Source organism: Rhodoferax sp. (assembly GCF_028689295.1).
Classification (GTDB): Bacteria; Pseudomonadota; Gammaproteobacteria; order Burkholderiales; family Burkholderiaceae_C; genus Rhodoferax.
Window position 1 is genome coordinate 74896 of sequence record NZ_JAQTWL010000004.1, and the last position, 17543, is coordinate 92438.

Genomic DNA, 17543 nt, shown 5'->3' on the forward strand with positions numbered 1-17543 from the left:
AACGAACCAATTGAAAATTCAAGTTGATTGATCTTTGTATATTCGTGCGTGGTTTAGCGCACATATGGCCAGAATTGTTGTGGCACAATGAATCCAACGTTTGAAGTGATAGGCATTTCAAGCGTCTGATTTAGCTACGCAGCGCTGCTGCGGTTTTTTCCCTTAAGGAGAACCATGATGAAAATGAATAATCTGGCAGTGCTGCTCGCAGCAGCAGCTATCGCCTTCCCAATGGCTTCGAGCGCTGAAATCGTGCAACCGTTCCCAGCCAAACCAATTGCCAGCCCCACAGCTGACGACTTCAAGTATGCCACCGGTGAAAATCAGTGGCGCTCGGTCGATGGCCAACCGGTTATGAACGGTACCAACGAACTCTGCTGGCGCAATGCCTTCTGGACACCTGCCACGGCCTACCCGGGCTGCGACGGTTCGATCCTCAAACCGCTGCCCGTGGTTGCTCCACCGCCCGCTCCGGCCCCAGCCCCCATCGCTGCGCCGGCACCTGTTGCCGCGCCAGCACCCGCTCCAGCGCCAGCACCCGTGGCCGCCGCCAAGGTCACTTACGCTGCCGACGCCTTCTTTGATTTTGACAAGTCCGTGCTCAAGCCAGAAGGCAAAGCCAAGCTTGATGATCTGGTTGCCAAGGTCAAGGGCATCAACCTCGAGGTGGTGATTGCAGTTGGTCACACCGATGCCACTGGCCCGGATGGCTACAACCAGAAACTGTCGGTGCGTCGTTCTGAAGCCGTCAAGGCCTACCTGGTGTCCAAGGGCATTGAAAAGAACCGCATTTACACCGAAGGTAAGGGCGAAGCCCAACCCGTGGCTGACAACAAGACCAAAGAAGGTCGTTCCAAGAACCGCCGTGTTGAAGTTGAAGTGGTGGGCACACGCGCCAAGTAATTGGTTCATGTCCTAGCGCTTCAAGCTCAACAAAAAACCCGCTTCGGCGGGTTTTTTGTTGTCTGGGCAAGGGGACATCCGACAAGAACTAGGGTTTACCCTAGAATATTCATCAAACTAAATAGTTCCCTCATTGTTGAACCTGGATTTCTATGAATTTGTCCCTGGAAAACGAACTGATCGAAAACTACACTTTTTCCGAGATCAAGCTCGGGCAAAGCGCACGGTTATTGCGCACATTGACGCTTGAGGATATCCAGGCTTTCGCCGCCGTGTCGGGCGACACCAACCCGGCGCACCTCGATTCCGTCTATGCCAGCGACAGCTTGTTTCATGGCGTGATCGCCCACGGCATGTGGAGCGGTGCCCTGATTTCTGCCCTGCTTGGCACCCAGTTTCCTGGTCCCGGCACCATTTACCAGGACCAGGCGTTGCATTTTGTCAAGCCGGTCCGTGTCGGTGACACGCTGACCGTGACGGTGACAGTGACGGCCTTGAACCCTGAAAACAAGAGTGTGGAGCTCGATTGCAGGGTTTTCAACCAACGCGGTGAGTTGGTGCTGAGCGGCGTTGCCAAGGTGCTGGCGCCCACCAACAAGGTGCGCTTGCCGCGCGTGGTGGCGCCGCAGATTCAATTGTTCGACCCGCAATCGCGCTTCAATCAGTTGCTAGCTCTTGGCGAAAAGCTTGAAGCGGTGCGCTGTGCGGTGGTGCACCCCTGCGACGCAGGCTCGCTCAGCGGCGCCATGGATGCCGCCCGCTATGGTCTGATCGTGCCGGTGCTGATCGGCCCCGAGGTGCGCATTCGCCATGTGGCTGCCGAGGCCGACATTGATTTGACTGGCATCGAGATTTTGAACGTGCCGCACAGCCATGCGGCTGCTGAAAAGGCCGCCGACATGGCGGCCGCCTGGGAGATCGAAATGCTGATGAAAGGCAGCCTGCACACCGATGAACTGATTCATGCCGTGCTGGCCAAGCCGGCTTTGCGCACCGGCCGCCGCATGTCGCATGTGTTTCGCTTCGATGTGCCGCTGTACCACAAGCCGCTGCTGATTACCGATGCCGCACTTAACATCCGCCCCACACTGCAGGAAAAAGTGGACATCATCCAGAACGCCATCGATTTCGCGCGTGTCTTGGGTGTTGCTGAGCCCAAGGTGGCGATATTGTCGGCAGTCGAAACTGTCAACCCCGGCATTCCTTCCACGCTCGACGCAGCGGCACTCTGCAAAATGGCCGAACGCGGCCAGATCACCGGTGGCGTGCTCGATGGGCCGCTGGCTTTCGACAATGCCATCTCGCTGCAGGCCGCGCAAATCAAGAACATTGAATCGACGGTGGCCGGTCACGCCGACATCCTGGCGGTGCCTGATCTGGAAAGCGGCAACATGCTGGCCAAACAACTGGAATACCTGGCCGGCGCCAGCGGTTCAGGCATTGTGCTCGGTGCGCGGGTGCCCATTGCGCTGACCAGCCGGGCTGATGGCCCGTCAAATCGCGTGGCTTCGGCACTGCTGGCCTTGCTGGTGGCACACAATGCGCGTCGCGACCATCCGCGCCCGATCTGGTAAGGCCTGCCCGTGGCTATTTTGTCGGTCAACGCGGGTTCTTCCACCCTTAAGTTTTCGCTGTATCCGATGGCACATGGCAAGGTCCTGCCGCAGATCCTCAATGGCAGCATTGAAGGGCTTGAGCCGGCGGGTTCACCTGAAATGTGCTGGACGTTTCAGGACCAAGGTCACCGCCGCGGTCTGAATCTGGACACCAAGCAAATTTTTAACCAGGCACTGCTGAGTTTGCGTGGCTTGTTGGCCGAGTTGCCGGGCACGCCCGTCATGCAGGCTGTGGCGCACCGGGTGGTGCATGGCGGCGCCAGCTATCGTGCCAGCGTGGTGGTGACCGATGCCGTGCTGGCCGACCTGACAAGGCTCAACTCGCTGGCGCCGCTGCACCAGCCGCACAACCTGGCCGGCATACGGGCCTTTGCCGCAGCGTTTCCCGAGGTGCCGCAGGTGGCGTGTTTCGACACCGCATTTCATGCCACGCTGCCCGAGCTCGATTACCGCTTTGCCCTGCCCGAGGCCTTGTACCGGCAGGGACTGCGCCGCTACGGTTTTCATGGTTTGTCGTACCAGTATGTGATGGGCGTGCTGCTGGAACGCAGTGCGCGCGCCAGGGGCCGGCTGTTGATGGCCCATCTGGGCAACGGTGCCAGCCTGTGCGCGGCGCGCGCGGGCAAAAGTTGCGCCACCACCATGGGCTTCTCGGCGCTCGACGGACTGATGATGGGCACCCGGCCCGGCGCGCTCGACGCCGGCGTCATGCTCTATTTGGCGGAGCAGGGCTGGGACCATGACCGCCTTCAGCAACTGCTCTACAAGCAAAGCGGCCTGCTTGGCGTGTCGGGGATCTCGGCAGACATGCGCCGCCTGCGCGCCGACCCTTCGGCCAGCGCCAAGTTAGCCGTTGACATGTTCACTTACCGCCTGTTGCGCGAAAGTGGTGCATTGGTCGCCTGCCTGCAGGGGCTCGACGTGCTGGCCTTCAGCGGCGGCATCGGCGAGCACGACGTGGCGCTGCGCAGCGAAGTCGCCCAGCGGCTGGCCTGGCTGGGCGTGGTGATTGACCCCATTCGCAACCTGCAGGCAACCGGTGACCAAGTCATGGCGATCCACGCCGCGGGCAGTGCGATCGAAATCTGGGTGGTCCCCACCGACGAAGGTGTCGTGGCTGCGCGCGAAGCGGCCCAGCTGATCGCCGCGTGAGCTGGCGCCCCGCCTTGCCCCCCGCTTTGCGATACTCGGCGCATGCAGCTTCAAGACATTCTTTATTCCCAAGGGTTCGGCACCCGGCGCGTGTGTGCCGGTTTGATCCAGCAAGGTTTGGTCAAGGTGTATGAATCCGGTCGAGAGACTGTTCCTGTTCCCTGCGTCCTGGCGACCGCTGAATTTGTCGCCGCAGGGCTGCGCTTTCGGGTGCAGGGCGTGGACTGGCCCTATGCCGAGAAGGCCTACCTCATGCTCAACAAGCCGAATGCCACCGAGTGCTCGCAAAAGCCATCCACCTACCCCAGCATTTACACCCTGCTGCCATCACCACTGCGTCTGCGGCCGCAAAAAGGGGCCGTGCAGGGCGTGCAGGCCATCGGAAGGCTCGACCAGGACACTACCGGCCTGCTGCTGCTCACCGACGATGGCAAGTTCATCCACCGCATGAGCTCACCGCGCCACCATGTGCCCAAGGTGTATGAAGTCACCGTCAAGCACCCGCTCGATACGCGCCAGATCAGCCAATTGCTGGCCGGTGTGGTGCTCGACGACGACCCCAAGCCGGTGCGCGCGGCGGCTTGCGAGGCGGTGTCCGAGTTTCACTTGCGCCTGACGCTCACCGAGGGCAAGTACCACCAGGTTAAACGCATGGTGGCGGCGATCAGCAACCGGGTGGAAGCCTTGCACCGTTCCCAAATCGGTGCTTTGCGTTTGCCTGACGATCTGGCTCCCGGCCAATGGTGCTGGCTCGGTGAGGCGGATTTGGCGAGCATTGCAGGCGTGCCGGCTGCGGTATGCTAGACGGCATGAGTCTGCTGTTCGATTCCTTTTGGCGTGCGGTGGCGTACGGCTTGCGGCCCCGGGTCATCGCACTGTCGTTTTTGCCACTGTTGCTGATGGCTGGCCTGGCCTTGGGTCTGGGTTACTTTTACTGGACTGGTGTGCTGGCAACAGTGAACTTGTGGCTGGAATCATCGACGCTGGTGGGCAGCATTTCCGGCTGGTTGCAGGGGATGGGGCTGGGCAACCTGAAGGCGGTGCTGGGGCCGCTGATCGTGATTTTTGCGGTGACACCGCTGATTGTGGTGTTTTCCCTGCTCGCGGTGGCGCTCATGATGACACCGGCGCTGACCTCGCTGGTGGCGCAGAGGCGCTTTCCGGCACTGGAGCGCAAGCGCGGTGGCCCGCTGGTGGCCAGCTTGTGGCGGTCTTTGGTGTCCACACTGCTGGCCTTGGTCGCGCTGATCGTGTCGGTGCCGCTGTGGCTCATTCCCCCGCTGATTCTGATTTTGCCGCCGCTGATCTGGGGCTGGCTCACCTACCGCGTCATGGCCTTCGATGCACTGGCTGAGCACGCCAGCAGCGAGGAGCGGCGCGAGCTATTTCGCCGTCACCGCATGAGCTTGCTCGGCATCGGAATTTTCTGTGGCTACCTGGGTGCCGCTCCCAGCCTGATCTGGGCTTCAGGCGTCTTGTTTGTGGCTGCCTTTGTGGTGCTGGTGCCGCTGGCAATCTGGCTCTACACGCTGGTGTTCGCCTTGGCCTCGCTCTGGTTTGCCCACTTTTGCCTGGCGGCCTTGCAGGCGCTGCGGGCCGAGCGCGCTGCCGCAGCAGTTGCACCCACCCCACCGGATGCCGATATTCCAGATTCCTTGCCCCTGTTCCTGAACCATGCCCGCGACCCCATCGATACCCCCAATCCAGAGCGCCAATAGCGCAACGCCAAACTTCGGCCTGATCATCATTGGCGACGAAATCCTGTCGGGCAAACGCGCCGACAAGCATTTGCCCAAGGTGATCGAGTTGCTCAAGGTGCGCGGCCTGTCACTGGCTTGGGCCGAGTACGTGGGCGACGACCCTGGTCGCATCACCGCCGCCTTGCAGCGCGCCCTGGCTTCGGGCGACGTGGTGATTTCCACCGGTGGCATTGGCGCCACGCCCGACGACCACACTCGCCAGTGCGCCGCGCGCGCGCTGGGCATTGACCTGGCGCTGCATCCCGAGGCCAAGGCCTTGATCGAGCAACGCATGCGGGACGCGGCGCTGGAGCAGGGCAAAAGCTTCGAGCCCCATCAAGCCGACAACCTGCACCGCCTCAACATGGGCGTTTTCCCAAAGGGTGCGCAAATTATTCCCAACCCCTTCAACAAAATCCCCGGGTTCAGTTGCGGCCAGGTTTACTTCGTGCCAGGTTTTCCGGTCATGGCCTGGCCCATGATCGAATGGGTACTCGATACCCATTACCGGGTCTATTTTGCAGAAAATGCCTGGCTGGAGCGCTCGGTGATTGTTTTTGGTGCCATGGAAGCCACCTTGACGCCGCTGATGGAAGCCATCGAGCATGATTTTGCCGGCATCAAGGTGTTCAGCCTGCCCAGTGTGGATCACCCCCAGTATGGGCGCCACATCGAACTGGGTGTCAAGGGTGATCCGCAAGTCGTGACTCGCGCGTTTGCGGCCATGCTCGAAGGGCTTGGGCCGTTTCATCTCAATCTGGGCCCGGAATTGGTGCGTTCTTGACGGTGTGAAGGCACAAAAATCAAAGTGAGCACTATTGTGGTGCAATTCGAATGACTTTTGATGCACTTCAACAGCGCAAAACATGAATCTTGTCAGTATTTGGGAACGCAAGTGTTGAAACTCAAGGCAAAATACGGCCTTTGATGGATCCGTTCGACAGCCGACGGGTCTGGCACAAAACCTGCATTCTCAAACATAACCCTTTTTCAACAACTATTCCTTTGGAGTAATCAATGGCCAAGACCGTCGCAGACGTGATGAAGATGGTGAAAGAAAACGAAGTCAAGTTTGTTGACTTCCGCTTTACCGATACCCGTGGCAAAGAACAGCACGTCACCGTGCCTGTGTCGCACTTTGACGAAGACAAATTCAGTTCCGGCCACGCCTTTGACGGCTCGTCGGTTGCAGGCTGGAAAGGTATTGAAGCCTCGGACATGCAACTCATGCCCGACCCCAACACCGCCAACATCGACCCTTTCTTTGAAGAAACCACGCTCTTTATGAGCTGCGACGTGATTGAACCCACCGACGGCAAAGGCTATGAGCGCGACCCGCGTTCGGTGGCACACCGCGCCGAAGCCTACCTCAAGGCCTCCGGCATGGGCGACACCGCCTACTTTGGTCCCGAGCCAGAATTCTTCTTGTTTGACGATGTGCGCTGGAATTCCGACATGTCCGGCTGTTTCTTCAAGGTTGACGACTACGAAGCACCCTGGAACTCGGGCAAGAAAATGGAAGGTGGCAACCGTGGCCACCGTCCCACCACCAAAGGTGGCTACTTTCCCGTGCCTCCGGTTGACAGCACACAAGACATGCGTGCTGAAATGTCCCTGATTCTGGAGTCGCTGGGTGTTCCGGTCGAAGTGTTCCACCATGAGGTGGCGTCGCCGGGTCAGTGCGAGCTGGGCACCAAGTTCAGCACGCTGGTCGAGCGCGCCGACTGGACCCAAATTTTGAAATACGTGGTGCAAAACGTGGCCAATGCCTACGGCAAAACCGCCACCTTCATGCCCAAGCCCGTCGTCGGTGACAACGGCAGTGGTTGCCACGTGCACCAGTCGGTCTGGAAAGATGGCAAAAATCTGTTTGCCGGTGACGGTTATGCGGGCTTGAGCGACTTTGCCCTGTACTACATCGGCGGCATCATCAAACATGCCCGTGCCCTGAACGCCATCACCAACCCCGGCACCAACAGCTACAAGCGCCTGGTGCCAGGCTTCGAGGCACCGGTCAAGCTGGCTTACTCGGCAAAAAACCGCTCGGCTTCGATCCGTATTCCCTACGTGGCCAACCCCAAGGGTCGTCGTGTCGAGGCCAGGTTCCCCGATCCGCTGATGAACCCCTACCTGGGTTTCTCGGCCCTGCTGATGGCCGGTCTGGACGGTGTGGAAAACAAGATCCATCCGGGCGAAGCAGCCACCAAAGACCTGTACCATCTGCCGCCCGAAGAAAACGCCAAGATTCCGACGGTGTGCCACAGCCTGGATCAGGCGCTCGAATGCCTGGATGCAGACCGTGCGTTCCTGACCAAGGGCGGCGTCTTCACCGACGGCCTGCTGGACGCCTACATCGAGCTCAAGATGGGCGAAGTCACGCGCATGCGCATGGCCACGCACCCGATTGAATTCGACATGTACTATTCGCTGTAATTGCCTTTCAGGGTCAAAAAAGGACGGCTCATGCCGTCCTTTTTTATTGTGGGAAACTCACTACCCATGCATTCGGCATTGACGCCATGGGGCGGCCCTGCCATTGCCAATCAGAGGGGCTTGAATTGTTATGACACAAATCACCTGGACAGGCTTGTTGTTGCTGGCGCTGTGTGCCAGCGCGCAGGCCCAAGACCGCATCTACCGCTGCGGCAATGCGTACACCAACACCGTGACGCAGGAACAGGCAAAAAAGTGCAAACTGGTCGAAGGTGGCAACATCACGGTGGTGCAGGGCACACGCCCGGCCAAAGCCTACCCGCCAGCCAGTGCCGCCAGTGCCGCCAGTTCAGGCCCGCGCGTGAATGCGGCCGAACAAAAATCGCGTGACGCCGATGCGCGCCTGATCTTGCAGTCGGAACTGAAAAAAGCTGAAGTGTTGCAAGCTGAGTTGCTCAGGGAATACAACAACGGCTTGCCCGAAAAGCGCGGCGATGAAATGCGCAATGAGCAGCGCTTCCTTGACCGTGTGGTCGAACTCAAGGCCAAACTCGCGCGCAACGAGAGCGACGTGGCAGGCATCCGCCGCGAACTTGAACGCCTGCCCGCGAGCAGCGGTGCGCGCTAGTTTTTTTTGAGCTACGGTACCTGGGCAATCTGCACGCATGAACGTGAAACTGTCTCTTCCCAAACTCAGGCCGCCGCAAACGGGCAAGCCGAACCAGCGTTTTGTCGCATTCGATTTATTGGCCACGCTGGTGGCAGTGGTGCAAAGCGACGGCACCGTCACGTTTGCCAATGCCGCTCTGGAAGATGCGCTGGGCATCTCGCGGCGCACCATTGTGGGATCGCATTTGCCTGACGCCTTCACCGAACCAAGCCATTTGCGAACCGCGCTCCAGGGCGCTGGGAGCAATGAGTTTGCCGCCCTGCGCTACGATGCAAAACTGCTGCGCCTGGGACGGGAACTGTTGCCAGTGCACGTGATCGTGACGCAGACTGAAAGCGCCGACATCATCGTCGAGTTGTTGCCGCTGGAGCAGCAGACGCGCCAGGACCGCGAGGAACGCCTGGCCGAACAGGCGCAGGCCAACAAGGAACTGATACGCAACCTGGCGCACGAAATCAAGAACCCACTGGGCGGCATCCGCGGTGCCGCCCAGTTGCTGGAGCTGGAAATGGCCCAGCCCGAACTCACCGAGTACACCCAGGTCATCATCCATGAAGCCGACCGCCTGCAGTCGCTGGTGGATCGCCTGCTGGCACCACACCGGCGGCCCCATGTGGTGGGCGATGTCAACATCCACGAGGTCTGTGAACGGGTGCGCTCGCTGATTCTCGCGGAGTTTCCCAAAGGCCTCGACGTGGTGCAGGACTACGATACATCGATCCCCGAGTTCCGCGGCGACCGCGAGCAGCTCATTCAGGCCCTGATCAACATTGCCCACAACGCGGCGCAGTCTCTGACCGAGCGCATCAGCCGGGGCGATGCGCAAATTATTTTTCGCACGCGGGTGGCGCGCCAGACCACTTTCGGCAAACAGCGTTATAGGTTGGCACTGGAATTGCATGTGATTGACAACGGGCCTGGCGTGCCAGACTCGATCAAAGACCGTATCTTTTACCCGCTGGTGTCGGGGCGGGAGGGTGGCTCCGGGCTGGGTCTGACATTGGCACAAACCTTTGTCCAGCAGCACCATGGTTTGATCGAGTGTGACAGCGTGCCGGGTTGTACTGATTTCAAGATCCTGATTCCTCTGCCCTGATCGCAAGCTGGCTGAACGCCATTGCGGCCAGGGTCCAACTTAAGGTAAGAAAACGTAATGAAGCCCATTTGGATCGTAGATGATGACCAGTCCATTCGCTTCGTGCTGGAAAAGGCCTTGCTGCGCGAGCAATTGCCCAGCCGCAGTTTTACCAGTGCGCGCGAAGTGCTGACCGCGCTCGAGGAGGACAAACCGCCGCAAGTGCTGGTCAGCGACATCCGCATGCCGGGCGGCTCGGGGCTCGATCTGCTCGACAAGGTCAAGGCCAGATACCCAGGCCTGCCGGTCATTATCATGACGGCCTACTCCGACCTTGACAGCGCCGTGTCGGCCTTTCAGGGCGGCGCTTTCGAATACCTGCCCAAGCCGTTCGACCTGTCCAAGGCGGTCGAGCTGATTCGCCGCGCCGTGGAAGAAAGCCATCGCGAAGAGGTGGCTGACGAAGCCATGGCCGAGGCGCCCGAGATGCTGGGCCAGGCGCCCGCCATGCAGGACGTGTTTCGCGCCATTGGCAGGCTCAGCCAAAGCAACGTCACTGTCATGATCACCGGCGAATCTGGCACGGGCAAGGAGCTGGTGGCGCGCGCGCTGCACAAGCATTCGCCGCGGGCCAAAGGACCGTTTGTGGCCATCAACACGGCCGCAATTCCCAAGGACTTGCTCGAATCCGAACTCTTCGGCCACGAGCGCGGCGCCTTTACCGGCGCGCAAACCATGCGCCGCGGACGCTTCGAGCAGGCCGACGGTGGCACGCTGTTTCTGGACGAAATTGGCGACATGCCGTACGACTTGCAAACCCGGCTGTTGCGGGTGCTGTCGGACGGCCATTTCTACCGCGTCGGCGGCCACAGCGCGGTCAAGACCAACGTGCGGGTGATTGCCGCCACGCACCAGGACCTGGAGCAGCGCGTCAAGGAAGGTGCCTTCCGCGAGGACCTGTTTCACCGCCTCAACGTCATCCGCCTGCGCTTGCCGACTTTGCGCGAGCGGCGCGAAGACATTCCCATGCTGACGCGCCACTTCTTGCTGCAAAGCGCGCGCCAGTTGGGCGTCGAGCCCAAGCGCATTTCGGACGCGGCGCTGGCATGGCTGGGGCAGTTTGCCTTTCCGGGCAACGTGCGCCAGCTGGAAAATATGTGCCACTGGGTCACCGTCATGGCGCCGGCGCAAGTCATCGAGCCCAAAGACCTGCCGCCTGAAGTGGGGGTATCGAACGCGTTGCCTGACGCGTTGATGGCGATGGAAAACCATGACCAGTCCGCAGCGCCCTTGGCACAGCAAGCGTTGCCTGATCTCCCTGTGCTGCCGGATTTTGCTGCTGCGCCAGCTGTATCGGCCGCACTGTCGAATGGCTGGGAGCAGGGCCTGGAAGCCGAGGCCAACACTCTGCTGGCCACCGATCGCACCGACGTGTGGGACACGCTAACGGCCCGCTTCGAGTCTCGCCTGATTCACGCTGCGCTGGCCGCCACGCGCGGGCGGCGCATCGACGCGGCGCAAAAACTCGGCATCGGCCGCAACACCATCACCCGCAAGATTCAGGAGCTTGGCCTCGAATAAGTCGTGGATCAGCGCAGTTCGACGACCACCGGTGCGTGGTCGCTGGGGCGCTCGTTCTTGCGCGGTGTTTTGTCGATCCAGCAGGCCGCTACCTGGGGCTTGAGCGCGTTGCTCACCAGAATGTGGTCGATGCGCATGCCGTGGTTGCGCCTGAAACCAAAGTCGCGGTAGTCCCACCAGGAATAGCTTTTGGCGGCTTGCGGAAACAGTCGGTGCGCGTCATGCAGGCCCAGCGCGATCAGCGCGTTCAACTCGTAGCGCTCCTCGTCGGTGCAATGAATCTGGTCTTTCATGCCCACCGGGTCCCACACATCGGCGTCGTCGAAGGTGATGTTGAAGTCACCCATCAGCACCAGCCTGGGGCGGGTGAGCAGCTCGGCGCGCAGCCAGTCGCGCAGCCCCTTGAGCCAGGCCAGTTTGTACTCGAACTTGTCGCTGCCGGGCTCCTGGCCGTTGGGAAAATACGCGCCCACGACCCGGATGCCGGTTGATGGGATGTCCGCTGACGCAGGCGCTGCGTCAGCCTCAGAAGCAAATGTTGCACTGATCACACGCGCCAGCTCGTCACTGAAGCCGGGAATGTTGCGCATCACGTCGAGCGCCGGTGTCTTGCTGATCAGCGCCACGCCGTTGTAGGTTTTCTGGCCGAAACACACCGACTGGTAGCCCGCCGCCGCAAACGCGTCATGCGGGAATTTGTCGTCGCTGAGCTTGAGCTCCTGCAGCGCCAGCACATCGACCGGGTTGGCGCCAAGCCAGTCCAGCACTTGCGGCAGACGCACGGTGAGCGAATTGATGTTCCAGGTGGCAAGTTTCATGGTTTCACAAATCCTTTTGATAGGTCACGAAACTGTAGCCCAGTCCCGTGCTGCTGACTTGCGATTCTCGCGCCACCTCCTGCCACTCAGGCCCAAAACCGGGGGCGAAGGCATCTCCTTCAAAGTCCACATCGAGCTCGGTCACCACGGCGCGGCTGGCCAGCGCCAGCGCCTGGGTGTACAACTCGGCGCCGCCAATCACCCACGCCGTGCTCTCAATCGGGCAGGCGGCACAGGCGGCCTCAAGTGAGTTCACCACCATGGCGCCATCTGCCGTCCAGTCGGGCTGGCGCGTCACCACCACGTTGAGACGACCGGGCAGCGGGCGAAATTTGAGCGGCAGCGAGTCCCAGGTCTTGCGGCCCATGATGACCGGGCAGCCCAGCGTGGTGCGCTTGAAGTGCGCCATGTCTTCGGGCAGGTGCCAGGGCAGGGCATTTTGCTTGCCGATGACGCCATTGCGGGCGCGGGCCAGGATCAGATTGAGTTTCATAAGCTAGTTGCAGGTTTGCGCGATGGCAGCAGCACCGCGGCGATGGCGGCCATGACGCACAGCACGGCCACCAGGTCTTGCCAGCCCGGCATCTCGCTCACGATCAGGGTGGCGCTCAGGGTGCCCACCAGCGGGATCGCCATGATGCTCATGGCGCTGGTGGCGGGTGGCAGGTGGCGCGCCATGCCAAACCAGATGATCTGGGCAAAGCCGTAGTTGATGAGCGCGCCGTAGACCAGGCTGCCCCACATCGGGCCAGAAAATTGCCAGCTCGGCCAGGGTTCCAGCACGGCGGCAAACAGCCACAGGCAGACGCTGGCCAGAATCAGCATCCACACGGTGAGCGTTTCCATCGGCAGCGTCAAATGCGCGCGGCGCATCATCAGCGTGCCCGCGGCCCAAGACAGTGCGGCCAGTTCCATCCAGACAATGCCCCGCGGTTTGCCGGTGATGGCGGTGAGCTCGTTGAAGGTGAGCAGGGCAATGGTCAACGCCACGGCCAGCATGGCAAAAACGATGCGCCGGGTGAGCTTCTCCCTGAACACCAGCACGCCCAGCAGCACCGTCCAGATCGGCATGGTGAAACCCAGAATGGCGGCGCGGCCGCTGGCGAGTTCCTTCACGCCCAAAATCGCCAGCGTGTGCCAGCCCAGCACATTGGGCAGGCCGAGCGTGATGACGCTGCGCCACTCGGCCCCCTGCGGCCACATGCGCACACCCTTGATACGGTAAAAACTGAACAGCCAGAGCGCGCCAAAGCTCATCGTCAGCGCCCTGAAGTAGAGCGGTGAGAGTTCGCGCAGGCTGTATTTCATCATCGGCCAGTTGATGCCCCACATCAGCGTGAGGGCGATCAGGCCCCAGATCTGGCGGCGGCTGATCACACGGCCACCGGCGCCTTGATGGCGGGGTGACACTGGTAGCCGTTGACCGCGAAATCTTCATAAACATAGTCGAAGATCGAGTCGGGCCGGCGCTTGATGTCCAGTGTGGGGTAGGCAAATGGCGTGCGGCTTAGCTGCAGCGCCACTTGCTCGGCGTGGTTGCTGTAAATGTGGCAGTCGCCGCCGGTCCAGATGAAGTCGCCCACGTCCAGATCGCATTGCTGCGCCACCATGTGCGTCAGCAGCGCATAGCTGGCGATGTTGAAGGGCACGCCCAGAAAAATGTCGGCACTGCGCTGGTACAACTGGCAACTCAGTTTGCCCTTGCCGCCCGGCACCGTGGCCGGAGCCACATAAAACTGGAAAAACGCATGACAGGGCATGAGCGCCATTTTGTCTAGCTCGGCCACGTTCCAGGCGCTCACCAGCATGCGGCGCGAGTCCGGGTTGGTCTTGAGGGTCTGGATGACCTGGCTGATCTGGTCAATGTGGCCGCCGTCCGGCGTCGGCCAGCTGCGCCATTGCACGCCATAGACCGGCCCCAGGTCGCCAGTGTCGGGGTCGGCCCACTCGTCCCAGATGGTGCAGCCGTTGTCCTGCAGCCATTTGACGTTGGCGTCGCCGCGCAAAAACCAGAGCAACTCGACGATGATGGCTCTTAAGAAGACCTTCTTGGTGGTGACCAGCGGAAAGCCCTGGGCCAGGTCGAAGCGCATCTGGTAGCCGAAGACACTCTTCGTGCCGGTGCCGGTGCGGTCGGCCTTGAAGACACCGTGGGTGTCCACGTGGCGCAGCAGGGTTTCGTATTGGTGGTTGGGTGATTGAGGCATGTCGGGCGCCATGTTAACGTGAAAAAAAATCGTCATTGCGAGCACAGTGAAGCAATCCATGACCCAGGAGTGCATGGATTGCCACGTCGCTGTGCGAATCGCAATGACGACATTTTTTATCAGTAAAGATCACTCCCCCCAGCTCTCCCCCATCACCTGCGCCTGCTGCAGCACCAGGTCCACGGCGGCATCCTGCAGGTCTGGCGGGTACTTGTACTTGCGCAGGATTCGCTTCACCAGCAGCCGCAACTTGGCTTGAACACTTGATCGTTGTGCCCAGTCCACGCTCAGGTTCTGGCGCAGTTTCTCGGTCAGTTCATGGGCGATCTTTTTCAGCGTTTCATCGGTCAGTTCGCGCACGGCTGACTCGTTGGTGGCCAGCGCGTCATAGAACTTGACCTCGTCGTCGCTCAGGCCCAGTTCTTCACCCCGGCTGGCGGCCTCCCGAAATTTTCGGGCCATTTCCACCAGCTCTTCCATCACCTGAGCCGTCTCGATGGAGCGATTCTGGTAGCGGGTGATGACGCTGCTCAGCATCTCGGAGAACTTCTTGTCCTGCACCACGTTGCTGGCAAAGCGGCTTTTGATTTCACCCTCCAGCAGCCGCTCCAGCAACTCCACCGCCAAGTTCTTTTCGGGCAGGTTTTTCACCTGGGTCAGAAAAGCCTCGTCGAGCAGGCCGATGTTGGGCTTGTCCAGACCCACCGCATCAAAGATGTCCACGACGTTTTCGGACACCACGGCCGAGTTGATGATTCTCCGAATGGCCAGCTCGCGTTGCTCGTCGCTGCGCTTCTTGCCGCTGAGTTCCTTCTTGGTGAGGATCACCTTGACACCCTGCATGAAGGCTACTTCTTCACGCACGGCCCGGGCTTCGTCCAGCGTGCAGCACAGGGTAAAGGCCTTGCTCATGGCCAGCGCCGTATCGGCAAAGCGCTTTTTGCCGTCGCGCTGGCCCTTGGCGGCATCGCCAGACTTCAGGCCCAGCACATGGTTGGCGGCACCGGCCAGGGTCTTGTGGCCGCCGGTCAGAAAACCGCTGTAGTCAAAGCCGTGCAGCATGGCGCGCAGCACATCCAGCTTTTCCAGTAGCACGCTGAAGGCTTCATGCGCGTCCACGGTGGGGCGGCCCCGGCCCTTGGACTGGGTGTATTCCTTCATCGCGGCCTTGAGCTCGTTGCCGATGCCGATGTAATCCACCACCAAGCCGCCCTGTTTGTCCTTGAACACGCGGTTGACGCGGGCAATCGCCTGCATCAGGTTGTGACCCTTCATGGGTTTGTCCACATACAGGGTGTGCACGCAGGGTGCGTCAAAGCCGGTGAGCCACATGTCGCGCACGATCACCATCTGCAGCGCATCAAACGGGTCCTTGAAGCGTTTCTCCAGCCGTTTCTTAACCTGGGCGCTGTAAATGTGCGGGCGCAATAGGGCTTTGTCGCTGGCCGAGCCGGTCATCACGATCTTGATGGCGCCTTTTTCGGGGTCGGTGTCATGCCAGTCGGGGCTCAGCCGGACGATCTCGTTGTACAGGTGCACGCAGATGTCACGGCTCATGGCGACCACCATGGCCTTTCCGCTCTGGGCTTTGTTGCGCTCCTCAAAGTGGCTGACCAGGTCGGCAGCAACGCTGGCCACGCGTGGTTCGGCGCCAACAATCTTTTCCAGTGCGGCCCAGCGGCTCTTGAGTTTTGACTGGGCGCTTTCCTCTTCGTCCTCGGCAAGTTCATCGACCTCTTCGTCGAGCAGCGCCAAGTCTTCTTCCTTGAGTTTTAGTTTGGCCAGGCGCGACTCGTAATAAATAGCCACGGTGGCGCCGTCTTCCTTGGCTTGTTGCATGTCATAGACATGAATGTAGTCGCCAAACACGGCGCGGGTGTCGTGATCGGTACTGCTCACCGGTGTGCCGGTGAAAGCAACAAAGGTGGCGTTGGGCAGCGCGTCACGCAGGTGCTGGGCGTAGCCGGCCTGGTAATGCGCCGTGGGGTAGTCCGGCGCCGCAAATTCGGCTTTGTGCGCTGACGGCAGGCCATCGCCGGTGGTCAGCGCCGAATTGGCAGCGGCAGACGCGCCAGCGCGGGGCTTGAAGGTTTTGAGCTTGGCCTCGAAGCCGTATTGTGTGCGGTGCGCCTCGTCGGCAATTACCACAATGTTGTGCCGGTCAGACAACACCGGGAACATGTCTTCATCTTCGCCGGGCATGAACTTCTGGATGGTGGCAAACACAATGCCACCCGACGGCCGGTTGGCCAGCTTGGCACGCAGGTCTTGCCGTGTTGTCACCTGCACCGGCTGCTCACGCAACAGGTCTTGTGCCAGGCTGAACACGCCAAAGAGCTGGCCGTCCAGGTCGTTGCGGTCGGTGATGACCACGATGGTCGGGTTCTCCATTGCGGGTTCCTGCATCACCCGCGCGGCAAAGCAGGTCATGGTGATGCTTTTGCCGCTGCCCTGGGTGTGCCAGACCACGCCGCCTTTTTGTGAGCCACCGGGGCGCGATGCGGCCACCACCTTGTCGATGGCCAGGCGTACCGCATGGAACTGGTGGTAGCCGGCAATCTTCTTGACCAGGCCACCATCGTCTTCAAACAGCACAAAGTAGCGCAGGTAGTCCAGCAAATAGGGTGGGGCCAGCACACCACGCACCAGTGTTTGCAATTCGTTGAACTCACCCAAGGGGGCCAGCGTGATGCCGTCAATGGTGCGCCAGGCCATGAAGCGCTCGGCATTGGCAGAAAGTGAGCCCAGCAGCGCCTCGGTGCCGTCGGAGATCACCAGCACCTCGTTGGTCTGGAACACATCCGGGATTTGCTCCTTGTAGGTCTGGATCTGGTCGAACGCCTTCCAGACGTCGGCATGCTGGTCGGCCGGGTTCTTGAGCTCGATCAGCACCAGCGGCAGGCCGTTGACAAACAGGATGATGTCGGGGCGGCGGGTGTGGTGCGGCCCCTTGATGGAAAACTGGTTGACCGCCAGCCACTCGTTCTGCTGCGGGCTGGCCCAGTCGACCAAGCGCACAAAGTCGCCCCGGGTTTGGCCGTCCTTCTGGTACTGCACCGGCACGCCGGTGACCAGCAAGCGGTGAAAGTGCTGATTGGCCGACAGCAACGCCGGAATACCAAAATCAAGTACCTGTTTCAGGGCGTCTTCGCGTGCGGCGCTGGGCACATTGGGGTTGAGGCGGCGCATCGCCTCGCGCAGCCGAAAGGTCAAAATCACTTGGCCGTAATGGGCGCGCTCGGGCTTAGGGCCGTCGTGGGCAATGTCTGGGCCGAAGGCGTGGCTGTAGCCGACGTCCTGCAGCCAGCCTAGGGTTTCCTGTTCAAGTTGGTCTTCGGTCATATGCGTC

Annotated in this window: 15 protein-coding genes; 10 read left to right on the forward strand and 5 right to left on the reverse strand. The window is 60.7% G+C overall.

Features of this window, described 5'->3' with window-relative positions; all coding sequences use genetic code 11:
• Nucleotides 1-174: 174 nt before the first annotated feature.
• The 10 genes from ompA to ntrC all read left to right on the forward strand — a co-directional run bounded on the left by ompA (nucleotide 175) and on the right by ntrC (nucleotide 11169).
• Complete coding sequence (gene ompA, locus PHF15_RS05465; RefSeq protein ID WP_300119584.1) at nucleotides 175-903, forward strand: outer membrane protein OmpA; 729 nt, start codon at nucleotides 175-177, stop codon at nucleotides 901-903.
• Between the two features lie 152 nt (nucleotides 904-1055).
• Nucleotides 1056-2477 carry a bifunctional enoyl-CoA hydratase/phosphate acetyltransferase gene (locus PHF15_RS05470; protein ID WP_300119585.1) on the forward strand — a complete coding sequence of 474 codons (1422 nt, stop codon included), beginning with the start codon at nucleotides 1056-1058 and terminating at the stop codon, nucleotides 2475-2477.
• A gap of 9 nt (nucleotides 2478-2486) precedes the next feature.
• The gene (locus tag PHF15_RS05475) at nucleotides 2487-3671 is read left to right on the forward strand and encodes an acetate/propionate family kinase (RefSeq protein ID WP_300119586.1); all 1185 of its coding nucleotides are present in this window, start codon (nucleotides 2487-2489) and stop codon (nucleotides 3669-3671) included.
• Nucleotides 3672-3713: 42 nt separating this feature from the next.
• Nucleotides 3714-4475, forward strand: a complete 762-nt coding sequence (locus PHF15_RS05480) for a 16S rRNA pseudouridine(516) synthase (RefSeq protein ID WP_300119587.1) — start codon at nucleotides 3714-3716, stop codon at nucleotides 4473-4475.
• 5 nt (nucleotides 4476-4480) lie between these two features.
• The gene (locus tag PHF15_RS05485; RefSeq protein ID WP_300119588.1) at nucleotides 4481-5389 is read left to right on the forward strand and encodes an EI24 domain-containing protein; all 909 of its coding nucleotides are present in this window, start codon (nucleotides 4481-4483) and stop codon (nucleotides 5387-5389) included.
• Nucleotides 5346-6194, forward strand: coding sequence for a molybdopterin-binding protein (locus tag PHF15_RS05490; RefSeq protein ID WP_300119589.1), 849 nt, complete (start codon nucleotides 5346-5348; stop codon nucleotides 6192-6194). Before PHF15_RS05485 ends, PHF15_RS05490 begins: the two co-directional genes overlap by 44 nt.
• A gap of 233 nt (nucleotides 6195-6427) precedes the next feature.
• Nucleotides 6428-7843, forward strand: a complete 1416-nt coding sequence (gene glnA / locus PHF15_RS05495; protein ID WP_300119590.1) for a type I glutamate--ammonia ligase — start codon at nucleotides 6428-6430, stop codon at nucleotides 7841-7843.
• 130 nt (nucleotides 7844-7973) lie between these two features.
• Nucleotides 7974-8471 carry a hypothetical protein gene (locus tag PHF15_RS05500; protein ID WP_300119591.1) on the forward strand — a complete coding sequence of 166 codons (498 nt, stop codon included), beginning with the start codon at nucleotides 7974-7976 and terminating at the stop codon, nucleotides 8469-8471.
• A gap of 37 nt (nucleotides 8472-8508) precedes the next feature.
• Entirely contained in the window at nucleotides 8509-9609 is a 1101-nt protein-coding gene (gene glnL / locus PHF15_RS05505) for a nitrogen regulation protein NR(II) (RefSeq protein ID WP_300119592.1), read from the forward strand.
• A 57-nt stretch (nucleotides 9610-9666) separates the two neighbouring features.
• Nucleotides 9667-11169: a nitrogen regulation protein NR(I) gene (ntrC, locus tag PHF15_RS05510; protein ID WP_300119593.1), complete on the forward strand. Its 1503-nt coding sequence runs from the start codon at nucleotides 9667-9669 to the stop codon at nucleotides 11167-11169.
• Nucleotides 11170-11177: 8 nt separating this feature from the next.
• Here the strand turns inward: ntrC and xth are convergent, their stop codons facing one another.
• The 5 genes from xth to PHF15_RS05535 form a co-directional block, all read right to left on the reverse strand.
• Nucleotides 11178-11987, reverse strand: coding sequence for an exodeoxyribonuclease III (gene xth / locus PHF15_RS05515; RefSeq protein WP_300119594.1), 810 nt, complete (start codon nucleotides 11985-11987; stop codon nucleotides 11178-11180).
• Nucleotides 11988-11991: 4 nt separating this feature from the next.
• On the reverse strand, nucleotides 11992-12480 hold the full coding sequence (locus tag PHF15_RS05520; protein ID WP_300119595.1) for a dihydrofolate reductase: 489 nt from the start codon (nucleotides 12478-12480) through the stop codon (nucleotides 11992-11994).
• Nucleotides 12477-13397: a DMT family transporter gene (locus PHF15_RS05525; RefSeq protein WP_300119596.1), complete on the reverse strand. Its 921-nt coding sequence runs from the start codon at nucleotides 13395-13397 to the stop codon at nucleotides 12477-12479. The genes PHF15_RS05520 and PHF15_RS05525 overlap by 4 nt, the downstream gene beginning before the upstream one ends.
• Nucleotides 13361-14194, reverse strand: a complete 834-nt coding sequence (locus PHF15_RS05530; protein ID WP_300119598.1) for a thymidylate synthase — start codon at nucleotides 14192-14194, stop codon at nucleotides 13361-13363. The genes PHF15_RS05525 and PHF15_RS05530 overlap by 37 nt, the downstream gene beginning before the upstream one ends.
• 129 nt (nucleotides 14195-14323) lie before the next feature.
• Nucleotides 14324-17536 carry a type I restriction endonuclease subunit R gene (locus tag PHF15_RS05535; RefSeq protein ID WP_300119600.1) on the reverse strand — a complete coding sequence of 1071 codons (3213 nt, stop codon included), beginning with the start codon at nucleotides 17534-17536 and terminating at the stop codon, nucleotides 14324-14326.
• Nucleotides 17537-17543: the final 7 nt, after the last annotated feature.